Source organism: Pectobacterium odoriferum (assembly GCF_009931295.1).
In the GTDB taxonomy this organism is placed as follows: domain Bacteria; phylum Pseudomonadota; class Gammaproteobacteria; order Enterobacterales; family Enterobacteriaceae; genus Pectobacterium; species Pectobacterium odoriferum.
Map to the genome: position 1 here is coordinate 1,639,238 of NZ_CP034938.1, position 14,804 is coordinate 1,654,041.

At 35.5% G+C, this 14,804-nt stretch carries 14 protein-coding genes and 2 pseudogenes; 11 read left to right on the forward strand and 5 right to left on the reverse strand.

Annotation, left to right across the window (positions count from 1 at the left end):
• Positions 1–2: 2 nt before the first annotated feature.
• The 11 genes from EO763_RS07250 to EO763_RS07300 all read left to right on the forward strand — a co-directional run bounded on the left by EO763_RS07250 (position 3) and on the right by EO763_RS07300 (position 11,527).
• On the forward strand, positions 3–437 hold the full coding sequence (locus EO763_RS07250) for an arsenate reductase/protein-tyrosine-phosphatase family protein (RefSeq protein ID WP_039482628.1): 435 nt from the start codon (positions 3–5) through the stop codon (positions 435–437).
• A gap of 15 nt (positions 438–452) precedes the next feature.
• Complete coding sequence (wzc, locus tag EO763_RS07255) at positions 453–2,624, forward strand: tyrosine-protein kinase Wzc (protein WP_161528519.1); 2,172 nt, start codon at positions 453–455, stop codon at positions 2,622–2,624.
• A 338-nt stretch (positions 2,625–2,962) separates the two neighbouring features.
• On the forward strand, positions 2,963–3,019 hold the full coding sequence (locus EO763_RS23910) for an IS1 family transposase (protein WP_161530358.1): 57 nt from the start codon (positions 2,963–2,965) through the stop codon (positions 3,017–3,019).
• A 142-nt stretch (positions 3,020–3,161) separates the two neighbouring features.
• Positions 3,162–4,181, forward strand: a complete 1,020-nt coding sequence (locus tag EO763_RS07265; RefSeq protein ID WP_161528520.1) for a GNAT family N-acetyltransferase — start codon at positions 3,162–3,164, stop codon at positions 4,179–4,181.
• Entirely contained in the window at positions 4,168–4,731 is a 564-nt protein-coding gene (locus EO763_RS07270; RefSeq protein ID WP_161528521.1) for a hypothetical protein, read from the forward strand. Before EO763_RS07265 ends, EO763_RS07270 begins: the two co-directional genes overlap by 14 nt.
• A 21-nt stretch (positions 4,732–4,752) precedes the next feature.
• Positions 4,753–5,952: an MATE family efflux transporter gene (locus EO763_RS07275; protein ID WP_161528522.1), complete on the forward strand. Its 1,200-nt coding sequence runs from the start codon at positions 4,753–4,755 to the stop codon at positions 5,950–5,952.
• Between the two features lie 2 nt (positions 5,953–5,954).
• On the forward strand, positions 5,955–7,154 hold the full coding sequence (locus tag EO763_RS07280) for a glucosamine inositolphosphorylceramide transferase family protein (protein ID WP_161528523.1): 1,200 nt from the start codon (positions 5,955–5,957) through the stop codon (positions 7,152–7,154).
• 382 nt (positions 7,155–7,536) lie between these two features.
• A complete protein-coding gene (locus EO763_RS07285) occupies positions 7,537–8,316 on the forward strand; it encodes a hypothetical protein (RefSeq protein ID WP_161528524.1) in 780 nt (259 codons plus the stop codon).
• Positions 8,282–9,388: a glycosyltransferase family 4 protein gene (locus EO763_RS07290; RefSeq protein WP_161528525.1), complete on the forward strand. Its 1,107-nt coding sequence runs from the start codon at positions 8,282–8,284 to the stop codon at positions 9,386–9,388. The genes EO763_RS07285 and EO763_RS07290 overlap by 35 nt, the downstream gene beginning before the upstream one ends.
• Positions 9,388–10,458 (forward strand): glycosyltransferase family 4 protein, encoded by a 1,071-nt coding sequence (locus EO763_RS07295; protein WP_161528526.1) that lies wholly within the window; start codon positions 9,388–9,390, stop codon positions 10,456–10,458. The genes EO763_RS07290 and EO763_RS07295 overlap by 1 nt, the downstream gene beginning before the upstream one ends.
• Positions 10,448–11,527: a hypothetical protein gene (locus EO763_RS07300; RefSeq protein ID WP_161528527.1), complete on the forward strand. Its 1,080-nt coding sequence runs from the start codon at positions 10,448–10,450 to the stop codon at positions 11,525–11,527. Before EO763_RS07295 ends, EO763_RS07300 begins: the two co-directional genes overlap by 11 nt.
• 36 nt (positions 11,528–11,563) lie before the next feature.
• On the opposite strand, the pseudogene EO763_RS07305 reads toward EO763_RS07300, so the two are convergent.
• From EO763_RS07305 to rfbA, 5 genes and pseudogenes are all read right to left on the reverse strand, one after another.
• A pseudogene (locus tag EO763_RS07305) lies at positions 11,564–11,760 on the reverse strand (integrase core domain-containing protein); the annotation flags it as partial.
• Between the two features lie 154 nt (positions 11,761–11,914).
• Positions 11,915–12,347, reverse strand: a pseudogene (locus EO763_RS07310) (DDE-type integrase/transposase/recombinase); the annotation flags it as partial.
• Positions 12,348–12,385: 38 nt separating this feature from the next.
• The gene (rfbD, locus tag EO763_RS07315; protein ID WP_161528528.1) at positions 12,386–13,231 is read right to left on the reverse strand and encodes a dTDP-4-dehydrorhamnose reductase; all 846 of its coding nucleotides are present in this window, start codon (positions 13,229–13,231) and stop codon (positions 12,386–12,388) included.
• The gene (rfbC, locus tag EO763_RS07320; RefSeq protein WP_161528529.1) at positions 13,228–13,764 is read right to left on the reverse strand and encodes a dTDP-4-dehydrorhamnose 3,5-epimerase; all 537 of its coding nucleotides are present in this window, start codon (positions 13,762–13,764) and stop codon (positions 13,228–13,230) included. The genes rfbD and rfbC overlap by 4 nt, the downstream gene beginning before the upstream one ends.
• Position 13,765: 1 nt before the next feature.
• Complete coding sequence (gene rfbA / locus EO763_RS07325; RefSeq protein WP_161528530.1) at positions 13,766–14,635, reverse strand: glucose-1-phosphate thymidylyltransferase RfbA; 870 nt, start codon at positions 14,633–14,635, stop codon at positions 13,766–13,768.
• Positions 14,636–14,804: the final 169 nt, after the last annotated feature.

Consider the following 14,804-nt stretch of genomic DNA (forward strand, 5'->3'; position numbering starts at 1 on the left):
TTATGTTTGATTCAATTTTGGTGGTGTGTGTGGGGAATATTTGCCGTTCTCCAACCGGAGAACGGCTGTTGAAACAGGCGTTGCCAACAAAAAAAATAGCCTCTGCTGGGCTAGGTGCATTGGTGGATAAGCCTGCGGATTCAACTGCTACTGACGTGGCAAATCAGCATAACCTTTCTCTTGAAGGACATAAGGCGCAGCAATTAACTTCAGCCTTATGCCGCCAGTACGATCTGATTCTGGTGATGGAGAAAGGCCACATTGACGGGGTGAGCCGCATCGCGCCAGAGGTGCGAGGTAAAACCATGCTATTTGGCCACTGGCTGAATCAGCAGGAAATTGCCGATCCCTATCGTAAAAGCCGCGAAGCATTTGAATTCGTTTACTCACAACTTGAGCAGTCTGCGCAAAAATGGGCGCAGGCATTAAATCGTTAATCGTCAGAGAATCCGATGACAGAGAAAACCTCAGTAAAAGTATCTGAAACCAATTCAGATGAGATCGATTTAGGGCGTTTATTAGGGACATTGCTGGATAACCGCTGGTTGATTATTGGTGTGACGGCGGTGTTTACCGTTTTAGGCATTATGTATGCCATGCTGGCCACGCCCGTTTACAAAGCCGATGCGTTGATTCAGGTGGAGCAAAACTCTGGTAATTCGCTATTAAATGATATTTCCAGCATGTTGCCGGATGCCAAGCCGCAATCAGCCGCGGAGATTGAACTGATTAAATCCCGTATGGTGATCGGCAAAACGGTGAACGATCTGGCACTGGATATTGATGTTGAGCAAAAATATTTCCCGTTAGTGGGTAAAGGTATTGCACGGTTGGCGGGCAATGAACCGAGCAAAATCGCAGTATCCCGCCTTGATGTGCCAACATCTTGGCAAGATGAAACACTGTCGCTGGAAGTGTTACCTAACCAACAATACGCCTTGGAAGCGGGTGACACCGTGAAATTCACTGGCAGCGTCGGTCAGTTAGAAAATCATAACGGTATTACCTTATTAGTCAGTGGTATTGAAGCTGAACCGGGTACCATTTTTCGCATTCAAAAACTGAATCAATTAACTGCAATCAATGACCTGCTGGATAATTTTAGCGTAGCAGATAAAGGCAAAGATACGGGGGTATTAGCGCTTAGTCTGGAAGGTGAAGATCCGGCGCTTACCACTAAGATATTGGGCAGTATTAGTCAAAATTACCTGCAACAGAACGTAGAGCGTAAATCCGAAGAAGCAGGCAAGAGTTTAGAGTTCTTAAAAGAGCAGTTGCCAAATGTGCGCAGTTCACTCAATGAGGCAGAAAACAAGCTTAATCAATTCCGTCAACAGAATGAATCCGTCGATCTTTCTTTAGAGGCGAAAGCGGTACTGGATACCACGGTAGCGGTTGAAGCACAGTTGAATGAGCTGACGTTTAAAGAAGCAGAAATTTCGAAATTGTATACTCGCGAGCACCCTGCCTATCGTGCCTTGATGGAAAAGCGTAAAACGCTGGAGCAGGAACGCGATAAACTTAATAAGCGTATAGGAGCAATGCCGAAAACGCAGCAGGAGATTTTACGTTTCACGCGGGATGTTCAGGCTGGGCAAGAAGTGTATATGCAACTGCTGAATAAACAGCAAGAGCTCAGCATTAATAAGGCCAGCACCGTCGGTAACGTACGTATCGTGGACAATGCTGTTATTCAGCCAAAGCCGGTGAAGCCTAAAAAGGCCTTGGTTGTTCTACTGGCAATGATCTTGGGGGGAATGGCATCAACCGCTTTTGTCATACTGAAAACGCTATTGCATAAAGGCATAGAAAGCCCCGAACAGTTGGAAGAGCTCGGTATTAATGTGTATGCCAGTGTGCCACTTTCCGAATGGCAACAGAAAAAAGACCGAGCTTTACTAGGCAAAAAAAATAAAAAAGGCAATACGCGGGCAACGGATTTGCTGGCAGTCGGTAATCCAGCGGACTTGGCGATTGAAGCGATTAGAAGCCTGCGTACCAGCCTGCACTTCGCCATGATGGAAGCGAAAAATAACGTACTGATGATTTCCGGTGCCAGCCCTGCTATTGGTAAAACGTTCGTTAGTGCCAACCTAGGAGCGGTTATTGCGCAATCAGGACAGCGTGTGCTTATCGTTGACTGTGATATGCGTAAAGGTTATGCCCATGAGCTAATGGGAACCCAAGGTACGGATGGCCTGTCTGATATTTTATCCGGCCAGTGCGATGTGACAAAAAGCGTGCGCAAAACCGCGGTGGAAAACATGGATTTTATTCCCCGTGGGCAGGTGCCGCCGAATCCTTCTGAATTATTGATGCATAGCCGCTTTGCGGAGTTCATCAAATGGGCAGGAGAGCATTATGATTTGGTGTTGTTGGATACGCCTCCAATCTTGGCTGTCACTGATGCTGCGGTTATTAGTCGTCATGCAGGGACGTCATTGCTAGTGGCGCGTTTTGAGATGAATACGGTAAAAGAAATTGAAGTGAGCATTCGTCGCTTTGAACAAAATGGTACTGAAATTAAAGGTGTGATCCTTAACGCCATTGTTAAGCGTGCGGCGAGTTATTATGGGTATGGTAATTATCATTATTATACTTATGATTATAAACCTGAAAAATAACATCATGTTTATTATACAATTCTATTCTATCTGGATAGTTGTATTATCCCATCAACAATAATTCAAGGGCGGTGATAGCGTTAGTGTGTATTTACCAGAATCTAAATCAGTCTGGTACTTGCTGAGTTACTACCGCCCTATAAGTTAAGGAAACCAATAAGTATACTTTTGGTACTTACTTGAGATCTTTTTGCTTATAAAAAATGTGTTAGAGGGTAGCTATCTGATGTTTGTAAATGGTTTTCATATAAAATAAAACTATGAAAATTACTCTAGGAAATGGTGATGCATTCAATTAGTTGATTGTGATATATAATGCACGCTTTTAAGGTTTTCTCATGGCCAGCATTAATGTTCATTGTCCCAGTTGTCAGTCTGCTAACATAGAAAAATAAATTTGATATTATACAAGCTAATCTAATTTAACTAGCTAAAAGCTGTTCATAAATAATGTAAGTTCGTTGGTAGATGAAAATAAGTATATTAATGTCTATAGGCATATCGAATATTTTATTTGAATACTAGAAAGAGAGAGAAATGAAAGTAGTTAGAACTACAGACATCAACCGGATCTATAAAAATTCATTCCATGATCTAAAGTCTATAAATATATTCCAATCAGCTAGTTGGATGGAAGCAAACAAAATAAATAATGACACTAATAGTAAATTTTATCTTGTTATTGAAGATAAGAATAAAGTGATTGGTGTTTTTGGATTTAATATATATTCTAAAATTTTTTTGGGTTTAAAGATAAAAACATTGTCTTTTATTCAAAATAATTTATCTGATTATAGTGGAGGGATTTATTCTTCAGAATGTAAAGCATTTAAAATCGCCAAAGAATTATATGGAGAGTTGCTGAAGCCTGAGTATGACTGGGATCTGATCGATTTAGATAATATATCGCAAGATTGCTGTGTTAATATTGAATTAGTTAGTCTTCTAAAAAACAATAATCAATATAAAACTTTTTTAACTCATCGTTCAGAATGTCCACTTCTATATCTAGACAAAATGGAGAATGATGTAGATAAACGACAATTAAAAGATGTAAATAGAAGAAAAAAAAGATTAGAAGAGGATTTTCAGGTTCAATATGGGCTAGGGCAAACTATTTCTGAAAAAGAACTGTTCGAGTTACTGGATCTAAAAAATGAAGTATATCCTAATCATGAGTTAATGACCCATGGTAATAGGGAAATTATTCTCTCAATACTAAAAAGTGGTATCGATTATGATTATTCATTTATAAAAATTGAAGGCGAAATTGTCGCTGCTCACTTCGGTTTTTATGATGAAAGCACATTTTATTATTATATTCCTGTATATAGGAAAAAGTATTCAGATAAAGGTGTTGGTTCTATATTAATGAGCGAGTTGATAAGTTTTTATCGTGGAAAGGGGAAAACTAAATTTGATTTTTTAAGAGGTAGTGAGCTATACAAAAAAAATTGGACATCGACTACTAGATATACATTAAGATTCATATGTGCAAAAAATTATAAATCTCAATTATACTTAAGGTTATTCCAAATAAAAAATGCGTTATATTAATATGTTAAGGAAAATAATAAAAAAATTATTTTCATTTTTTTTCATTAAAAGAACGTTGGAATTTTATAGTTTTAATGAAATCCTTGAAGAAAAAATAAACCCTCCTAGGGGCTATTTTTTTGATAAGTTAAATATAGATCGCTTAGATGAGGTTAAATCAAGCAATTTTAAGTTTTCTTTTTTGAACGATGAGTTACAGAAAGGTAGTAAAGCTATAGTTATAAAAGATAAAAATAATGACATTATATCTTTTGTTTTTATAAAATCCTGCGGTGATTTTTTTATTTCTGAATTAAATGCAAATATAAAAATAGAAAAATCTTTATATATATATGGAGCGAATACCTGCGATAAACACCGAAGAAAGGGATTGTATAAATTATTATTAAAAAAAATTCTGACAGAAAATAATGATAAAAAAATAATATCGGTGGAATCCACTAATTATATATCTAAAAAGGCTATTGAATCAGTAGAGTTTAAGTTTCATTTTAAGATAACAAGTAAAACTTTTTTTTCTTTATTTTCGGTAATGAAGGTCGGTGTTTAATTGAATACTATTGTTAATTATATGACAACTATATTAGCCAAAGTCCTGAATGCTTTGGTTGGGCTAATACTTTTATTTGTATCCAATGAGTTTTTGGGATTTGAGATAAGAGGTCAAGCTGGAATAATTCTTTATTGGGTATCGATGGTTTTTACTGTTTCATATCTTAGTTTAGGACAAATAGGATTTAAATATATTGTTATAAAAGGTTTTAATGTACAAGATGTAATGAAAAATCTTTTGATTTATAATATTATTTTCTTAGTGTTAGCCCTTGTGGTAACTTTATTTTTTAAATTATTTGGCTATGTATTTGAAGTAAAAATGGGGACTGTTGTTATATTAATAATTACAATTCCATTAATGATGTTGGAACAACAATTAAATTCAATTTATCTTGTTAAGTATGCACCATTAGATTTAGCTAAGACAGTTATTAAATCAAAATTGACTGTTCTTCCTATTTCTATAGGTATATTTTACATGTGGCCGACAGTCACAGGTTTTTTTCTTTCGAATTTAGTTATGTATCTAATAAGTGTTGTTTATTTATACTATAAATATAATGAAAATATATTCTTCTTTTGGAAGAAAGGCGGTTTTTTTTTATTTGATTTGGTTAAGGATGGAATAAAATATCACTCATTCAATGCGCTTGGTTATGTGCTATATATGCAATTTCCAATGTTATACTTGGGTAAAATTGCCTCTAATTATTCATTTTCTCAATATGAGATAGCCATGCGATTCCTGGCTATTTTTTCTATTGTAGCTACTTCTTGTCAAGTTATAATTACGCATGTGTTTAAAAGAGTAAGTAGTAGATTAGATATATGGAATGAGATAAAAAAACTATCCTTAATATATTTTTCGGTTTCTTATTTTTTTGTTTTTTTTAGTTATTTGTTTGTTGTTTTTGTTTCGGATTTTGAATTGGGAAAGAAATATGAATTATCTATTTTGATATTTAAAGAATTAGTATGGTTTGTTCCATTTATTGGTGTTGCTCAATTTGTGCCAACTATTTATCTGCATTTAGACCGAGTTAATCTCTCATCCATTTACAATTTCTTACTCGGATTTTTCTCTCTTTTTACCGTGATAGCTCTAGGAACAATAATGGGAGAGAGTGGTGTGGTTTTTGCTATTAAATTAACTTATATATTCTCAATATGTCTTTTGTTTTTAATGTCTTATAATTATATTTTCAAGAGAAAATAAAAATGATAGCTAGAAAAGATATTAATAATATTAATCCATTAAAAATTTTCCCTTGGACTGATAATACTTTTGTGGACGCTAAAGGAAGAGGTATTATTTGTGTTAATGTCCTTATCGATGGATATGAGTTTCATTCAAACAAAGAATTAACGGATTATCTTATTTTTACGGACCACTGTAAGGTCGAATATATTTTCACATATGATGATGGCCGAAAGCTAAAAATCCCAGTTAATAAGAAAACATTTAGCGGTAGAAAAGATCATATACTCAATAGTGTTATCTTTGATTTAGATATATTAGGGAGATTAAGTAATGCCATTGATTTTCCTTTGGATGATAACTCTTTCGATAAGAGAATAAATCATAAAAATATTTTTATGAAGCATATAAGAAAACTCATGGTTTTTTTTAAAATATGTCGTGAAAAAATCATTGGGATAGATCGCTGGTCAATATATGTTGCTCCTTTGAAAATTGAACCAGAGGAAATATATAATAATTTTTATAAATTTAAAAAAATAACTCATCCAAAAGATTCGTTTATTGCAGATCCATTTCTAGTAGAAAAAGATAATAGAACATATGTTTTTTATGAAAAATACTCCTTTAATAAAGGAAAAGGTATTATAGTAGCGAGAGATATTACCGATATTAATTTCCCTTCAAAAGAAATACTAATACTCGAAGAAAAATATCATTTATCGTATCCAAATGTTTTTATACATAACGATATTTATTTCATGATACCTCAGTCAAGCAATGGATGCATTGATTTATATAAATGTAATAATTTTCCAAGTGTATGGGAAAAGGTGCATACTTTTATTAAGAGAGAAGACATTGAATTTGGAGATACTAATATATATATAACAAATGAAGGAATAATTACTTTAGAAACAAATATATATGATCACCCATGGAAAAGTAATTCAAATAGACTTAGTGTCACCGTTGGGAATTATCTTTACGAAAAAGTAAAATTAGACGATTTTGTTATCGTTTCCTTAGGTGATGACTGTTCTAGAAACGCAGGGCAAAGCCAAAGGAGAATTTATCAAAATAGTTTGAATACTTATGGTGGGTCAATTGTTGCCAATGTCAACAAAGAGATAAGTGATATAAAAAAACCAAGGGGTTACTCGGGAATGCATACATATAATGCAAGTGAAAATTTTACGATAATAGATCTTAAGAATTAGGTAAATATGTATGCGATATAGCCATTTATTTGTTATATATTTTATTCTTTATTTTATTAAGAGCCTATTATCCGACAATATATTAGCTTACGTATTGGTTTTATTGGTTGGTTGTGCTTTTTTTAAATTTTCAATTAAATATAAACATACGGTTTTTTTGTTAATTATATGTACATGCTCTTATCTTTTCGTAGTGTTAGGATCTCACGATAGATATTTAGAGTCTTATTTTTCTTTGTATATAAACCTAATTTCGGGTATAAATTTATATTCTTATATATATTTTTTGTCTAGAAAAGATACTAATAGTAGCAATGAACTTACTAGCCTAGCCAATAGAATAATGTTCGCCGGTTTAATAATATCATTGTGTATATTTATTATGGAACTAGCAAAAGGAGGACTTGTAAAATCTGATTTTATCGGTTTTTTTGGAATGGAAATGAATAGGAATTCTGTCCATCCTATAGTTTTAACTTTTATATTTACTTTTTTTGGTTTGATCTCCATTACAGATATAAATTATAAAAAAACATTTTTATATCACTCTTTTATTACTCTCTCTATAGTGACTCTGCTATTATCTAACAGTAGAGTTGCTCTTGCTTGCTCGTTATTAGTTTTTGCTATACATTTTTTCCATGAAAGAGGGGTAAGTAAAAAGTTTATTCTGATTACTCTGGTTATTTTGTTGAGTAGCATATCTATATTCATGTTGGACTTAACGTTCTTACTTAATCGATTTTCGCAGGGGGGCGATAATTCAGGATTAGATAGTAGTCGTTTTGTCATGTGGACCTGCTATTACGATAAATTTAGTGCTAGCCAAATTTTATTAGGCCTCCATCAAGGAGGTGATGATAGTTGTGCCTTTGTTAAAGGCGTTATAGGTAAAAATCCGCATAATTCTATAATATGGTCTGCTTCAGTATATGGATTTATAACTATATTCATCATTTTAAATTTATTAAAAAACTTATTTCTAAATTTATATTATCGCAATCTTTCTTTGTTTTTTATTTATACTACATATTTATTTGCTATGAATTTTGAACGAGCTTATTTAGTAAGTCCTATAGATGTTGTTGCTCTTATATTGATCTTTATGCCTAGGTTGAAATCTGTATATGCCAAAAATAGTACACATTCAAGTTATACCTAAGATGTCTGGTGTTCAGCAAGTAAGTTTTGATATATTGAAAAATTTACCAAATGACTTCGAGAAATATATAGTGTTTGGTGGAACGTATGAATGTAAAGACAATATAGTGGAGAAATTTTCCAATATAGGTGTAAAAGTTATATTTATAGATTCATTAAGACGAGAAATTGGTTTTAACGATATATTATCTATAATTGAATTATATAAATTTTTTAAAAAAGAAAAATTTGATATCATCCATACTAACTCAACAAAACCAGGCATTGTCGCTAGGTTTGCTGCTTGGCTGTCGGGTTGCAAAAAGGTTGTTCATACTGTTCATGGGATAGCTTTCCATCGATTTGAAAAATTGCATAAACGCATTTTTTTCTATCTGATAGAGACTTTTTTTTGTTTTTTTTCAAATACATTAATTTCTGTTAATAACCATTATTTGAAATTTTATCCGCACGTAAAAAATAAAATCTGCATCTATAATTCTATTGATTTTATAAAAAAAAACCAAAGAGATTTTAATGACGATAGCGACAGACCAATAACAGTAGGTTTTATAAGTAGACTCGATAAACAGAAGGACCCAATTACTTTTTTAAAAGCTATCGAGTATGGTAATCGAGTCGGCCTTTTTTCTCAGAAAAATGTAAAGGTTATCATTGGTGGAGATGGAGAGTTGAAAGCGCTGTGTGAAGCGTTTGTTAAAAATGAACGACTTTCTTGCCAAGTAAAATTTAAAGGATGGGTGTCAAACAAAGACGATTTTTTTAAAGAAATTGATATATTATGTCTACCTTCTATTTTTGAGGCTTTTGGGTTGGTTTTTCTTGAAGCTGGTATTTTTGGGATTCCTTCAATTGCTTCTAATGTCGAGGGTATTCCTGAAATAGTAAAAAATGATAAAAATGGCTTTCTGGTTGAGCCCAAAAATCATATAGAAATAGCACAAAGAATTTCTAATTATCTAAAAGATAGATCTTTATTAAAACGGCATGGTATGGAGGCAAAGAGAATTGTGGAAGAGGATTTTAGGATGAAAGACATGCTGGAAAAATATCTAGAGGTTTATAAAATATAATGAAAAATATTTTACTATTTTCACATGAATATTCACCATGTTTAGGTGGTGCGGGTTCCGTAGCTAGCATAATAAAAAAAGGTCTGGAAACCGAATTTTCATCCAATTGCTCCGTGACTTTATTAACGTCGTCAAGATCAAAAAAATCATCAGAAAAATCGATTAAAACAGCTTTTTTAACTCATAAACTTTGGCCTGTTAATTATATTCCATTTTTATTTAATATTTCAAAATTTGATTGTGTCATATGTAATGATCCTGTTTCTATATATAATGCTGGAAGATACTTCTCTCAAGAAATGTTAAGTCGAGCAATATGTGTTATACACGGTGAAGAAAAGTACTTGTCATCTTCATTTCTCCCTTTAAAACTCATGAAATTCTCTCTTTTTTTTAAAAGAGCTTTATTTGGTTGTAAAAAGGTCATATTTGTATCTCAATACATAAAGGAACAGTATATTAAAATATATGAAATTGAGATCCCTGAGGATAAATGTACTGTAATACATAGCGGAATTTCTGATCTATCCAAACCGCTGTACCGTAGCCCCCCCCAAAATGTTATCAAATTTCTAACAGTATCAAGAGTAGAAAAAGGAAAAGGTTTTGATACAATGTTGGACATATTTAATATTATCTTGGAAAATAAAAAAGAAATAAAATGGGAAGTTATTGGTGATGGTTCATACCTTGAGGGTTTTAAATATATTGTTTCTAAGTCAAAAATGAAAAATAATGTTTTTTTTCATGGAGCAGTCGAACGGGGGGAATTATCAAAACATTACTCATCTTCACACTTCTATATTTCTCTTTCAGAGCTAAATGAATCATATGGGTTAAGTTATCTGGAAGCCTCCTCGTGTGGAACCTTTCCAATTGCATATAACCGTTGTGGAACAAGAGAGGCGTTTAAATATATAGAGAATGGGCTATTATTAGATGAGTATAAAGACCCTGTTAAGGCTGCAACTAAGATTTTAAATTTGATAAAAGATGGTGAAGTGACATTGTCAAAATGCACTAGGAGCGAACGAGATTTTGTAAAGGATTTGGTTAAGTATGTTTTATAAAATATTATTTTTAGAGTCTAAGAGTTTTTACTCCACAATTCTTGATGAATCAATTTTTGAAGGGTGTGAAAAACATTTTAATGGAGGGGATTTACTTAAAAACATTGGCGAGTTAGCATCATATGATCTTGTTATTTATACTATTTATTCATCGCCTATTTACAATCATATGATTAGCTATTGCAAAAAAGTAAAAGTGAAAACTTTACTTTTAATGGATGGGATTTGTGAGATTAATAATTTTACTAAGAATGAAAATATAAACTCACTCGGAATAAAAAATTATCATCCTATACTGGCAGACAATATAGCAGTCGTTGGAAATTCCGCAAGGCGTTATTTCAGTGTGCTTGGAGTCAATGCTATTAGACATTTACCACCAAGAATTTCTAAACTTAAATACAATCAACATCTAGTATCGTCTATGAGTAAAAAAACTGATTTCTTAATAACAACTGCAAATACGGCATATTTCAACAATATCGAATTTGAAAATTTAGTTTCTTTACTTAAAGACGTTATTTATGCAATTGAGAAAAATGGTTATTCTATCATTTTTAGAGTTTTTGACGAAAGATTAATTGAAGAGCTAAAGATTGATTCGTGTAATAATATTAAAAATGGTAGTTTTACTGATGTACTATCATTAGTATCTTGTGTAATTACAACACCTAGTTCTATTGCTTTAACCTCTATGATTGAGAACCTTCCTGTAGGATTGCTTCAATTTCGTGATTCTCCGAATTTTTTACAGACTGGTTGGATCATTATTAAGGGGTATGATTTGTCAGAAACCTTGTCCAGTATGATAAGGAAAGATGAAATAAGGATGAGATTTCAAATATCAGAAGTTATGGCGAATACAGAGTTTTCGTCAGCATTATCTGAATTACAGCTTTCAAAACAAACTCAAACTAGCGAACAGATTTTATCATTTTGGGAGCAAAATTATTTAAATATATTGAGATCCCCGTTTAATTTTAATTTTGAGCACCTAGCTAGAAAAATTTATTGGAGGTTAAAATCAAATAAAATATTTTCTTTTATAAGAAAATTGTTACATTTATGAAATAGATAAGTACAAGTATCTGTAAGCGCACCCGTTTTAGTTCCACGCACTTTTTGAGATTTCTGGGGTTTCAGTAATAAGCTGGTACTCTTCCAGCGTCAGGTTATTCAGGGATTAATGGGGCACTCGCTGTTATATTCAGCCAGACAGCGCTCCGTAATTTTCCGTGCTTCATTCAGTGTCCTGAACAGATAAAAATCCAGTATTTCTGTCCTGTATGTCCGGTTGAACCGCAGGGTGAGAGCATGAACGCTTATTATTCACTCAGATTGAGTGTTAACCAAACTGATTATCTTTCTAAGAAAGTCGGATTGTACAGTTTGCAGGCAATGCGAGCTTAATTGATCGTCAAATGGCGATTAAAAAGTATTCGTGATCTCGCCTTGGGTTGAACCGTCCGATAAAGGTATTCTGCGTTGGCTTGCCTGGCCTGATAAATTCCAACATCGCACCACGCTCTTCCTCTTCCGCCCACTGTGCCAGCGTCAGAGAGGCGAGTTCCGGGCCGTTATCCATCCGCATCCGCGGTTTGCCACGATTCTGTCCAGCACTTTCACGACCCGCTGCACTGGGATATTCAGGTCAATTTCGATCGCCAGAGCTTCACGGTTAAAATCACCCACCACGTTGAAGGTCCGGAAGCGTCTTCCGCACACCAGCGCATCGTGCATAAAATAGATGAACCAGCTCTAGTTCATCGCTTTCGGCGTCGCCAGCGGAGCCGGATTGCGTACCTGCAGGCGCTGTTTTCCCTTCGGCGAAAATTCAGTTTCGGCAGGCAGTAAATATGGTGAACGCGTTTATGATTCCATGCATTGCCCAGACTGGCAAATTTTTTCTTCCAAACCCCGAGGATGATTAAATCGTCTTTTTCAGCGCTATTTTCCAATCAGATAGTGCAATTCCTAATGCCTTAATTTTCTCTCCTGCTAAGGCCGAATATGCGGGACGATATGCCGGAGTAGGATATTGCGCTGTTTTAATCGACGTTAGCGCGGGAGCTTTACTCAGAACAGTTTTCTGCGCAGCCACAGCAAAAATCTCCTCAGCAAACTCATACCAACTTACCTCCTCACCCCCGCAGTAGTGATAAATCCCACCTTCTGCGTTTTTCTCCAAAAGAGAAATAATCGCCTGTGCCAGATCCCCCGCATAGGTTGGGCAGCCACGTTGGTCGTTAACAACACTCAATGTATCCCGTTCTTTGGCTAATCGGAGCATCGTCTTTACGAAATTATTGCCATATTCGCTAAACACCCAAGCGGTACGAATAATAATTGCCTCGGGGGAAGCTTTTGCTACCGCCCGTTCACCCGCCAGCTTGGTTTTACCGTAAACACTTAACGGATTCGTTGCACTGTCTTCGCGGTAAGGTTCTGTTGCATTCCCATCAAAAACATAGTCAGTGGAAACGTGGACTAACCGAATACCTTGATTGCTGGCGACAATGGCTAAATTTTCTGGGCCTATAACGTTAATTTTTTCTGCGAGTTCAGGCTCTGATTCAGCCTTATCCACGGCGGTGTAAGCCGCTGCGTTGACGATGGCGTCTGGCTTAAATTGTTTTACTGTTTGCTCGACATGTTCTAGATCCGTAATGTCGAGTTCAGCAGTATCGGTTGCCAAAATTTCCCATTCTGCTGGTAAGCGATCCTGAAAACAGCGACCTAATTGCCCATTTGCGCCTGTCAGTAATATTTTCATTTTGCGAGCTCCTGGAATAATTTCCCTAACTTATCTTTCTCAGAGAGCAAAGGGTCTGCTATTGGCCATTCAATGCCAACTTCAGGATCGTTCCATAGCAGGCAGCCTTCATCGCTAGGATCATAATAATCCGTACACTTATATTCGAAATCAGCGATATCAGAGAGCACAACAAAACCATGCGCTAAGCCGGGCGGTAGCCAGAACTGGGTTTTGTTTTCTTCTGACAGCGTTACGCCGCACCATTCGCCGTAGGAAGGAGAGTCTTGGCGAATATCAACTACAACGTCAAATACTTCACCACGGACCACACGAACCAGCTTCCCCTGTGGTTTGGTTTTTTGAAAATGCAGGCCTCGTAAAACACCTTTACTTGACCGAGAATGATTATCCTGAACAAAGTCGACATCAATATTCAGCATTTGCTGATAACGCTTTTTCTCGAAGGTTTCCAGAAAGAATCCTCGAGCATCGCCAAATACTTTGGGCTGAATGATTTTTGCCCCATGAATTTTTGAATCAGTAATCTGCATCTTATTTTTCTGCAATCAATCGTGAGAGATAAAGTCCGTAAGGAGTCTTCGCCATGACAGCGGCTTCTTCGGCAACTTGGTGGGCTGTTATCCAGCCTTTTTTAAAGGCGATTTCTTCAAGGCAGGCGACCTTAAATCCTTGGCGCTTCTCGATGGTATGGATAAATTGTGACGCTTCAATCAGGCTGTCATGCGTGCCTGTATCTAACCAAGCGAAACCACGTCCTAATAGTTCAACGTTTAGATTGCCTTGCTCTAGATACATCTGATTAAGCGTGGTGATTTCTAGCTCGCCGCGGTGTGACGGTTTGACCTGCTTCGCCATTTCTACAATATTCTTATCGTAGAAATAGAGCCCAGTGACAGCCCAGTTCGATTTCGGTTTTACTGGCTTTTCTTCTATCGACAGCGCTCTGAAATCCTGATCAAACTCGACAACGCCAAAACGTTCGGGATCGGTTACCTGATAGCCGAAGATCGTTGCGCCTTCTTCTCTTGCCGCCACGGATTCAAGTTTCTTACCAAAGCTCTGGCCGAAATAAATATTATCACCAAGTACCAGCGCACAGCGTTCCCCATTGATAAATTCTTCACCGATGATAAAAGCTTGAGCAAGTCCATCTGGGCTGGGTTGAATCGCATAGCTAAGCTTGATACCAAAACGACTACCATCACCCAAGAGGCGCTGAAATGCTGGCATATCTTCAGGCGTGGTGATAATCAAGATGTCACAAATACCGGCGAGCATAAGAACCGAAATAGGGTAGTAAACCATTGGTTTATCGTAAATCGGCAGTAGCTGCTTGGAAATTCCGCGAGTAATCGGGTATAGCCGAGTACCACTTCCCCCTGCAAGCACGATCCCTTTCATCAATAACTCCGCCTTTATTTCGTTAAAAATTATCTTTAAATAGTGGTTCTAGTATATCACTCTACCTCACCAAAATTGTCTGACGTATCAGAAAAAGTCAGATACATGAGATCGCTTTGTATCAGATTGGGTGTAATCTTAGTGTCATGCGTGGCGCTGTGGCATTAGG

Coding starts and splice junctions, on each gene's coding strand:
- EO763_RS07290 (WP_161528525.1), top strand. CDS start 8,282: ATGCCAAAAATAGTACACATTCAAGTTATACCTAAGATGTCTGGTGTT.
- rfbA (WP_161528530.1), bottom strand. CDS start 14,635: ATGAAAGGGATCGTGCTTGCAGGGGGAAGTGGTACTCGGCTATACCCG.
- EO763_RS07275 (WP_161528522.1), top strand. CDS start 4,753: ATGACAACTATATTAGCCAAAGTCCTGAATGCTTTGGTTGGGCTAATA.
- EO763_RS07250 (WP_039482628.1), top strand. CDS start 3: ATGTTTGATTCAATTTTGGTGGTGTGTGTGGGGAATATTTGCCGTTCT.
- EO763_RS07295 (WP_161528526.1), top strand. CDS start 9,388: ATGAAAAATATTTTACTATTTTCACATGAATATTCACCATGTTTAGGT.
- rfbC (WP_161528529.1), bottom strand. CDS start 13,764: ATGCAGATTACTGATTCAAAAATTCATGGGGCAAAAATCATTCAGCCC.
- EO763_RS07270 (WP_161528521.1), top strand. CDS start 4,168: ATGCGTTATATTAATATGTTAAGGAAAATAATAAAAAAATTATTTTCA.
- EO763_RS07285 (WP_161528524.1), top strand. CDS start 7,537: ATGGAACTAGCAAAAGGAGGACTTGTAAAATCTGATTTTATCGGTTTT.
- wzc (WP_161528519.1), top strand. CDS start 453: ATGACAGAGAAAACCTCAGTAAAAGTATCTGAAACCAATTCAGATGAG.
- EO763_RS07265 (WP_161528520.1), top strand. CDS start 3,162: ATGAAAGTAGTTAGAACTACAGACATCAACCGGATCTATAAAAATTCA.
- rfbD (WP_161528528.1), bottom strand. CDS start 13,231: ATGAAAATATTACTGACAGGCGCAAATGGGCAATTAGGTCGCTGTTTT.
- EO763_RS07300 (WP_161528527.1), top strand. CDS start 10,448: ATGTTTTATAAAATATTATTTTTAGAGTCTAAGAGTTTTTACTCCACA.
- EO763_RS07280 (WP_161528523.1), top strand. CDS start 5,955: ATGATAGCTAGAAAAGATATTAATAATATTAATCCATTAAAAATTTTC.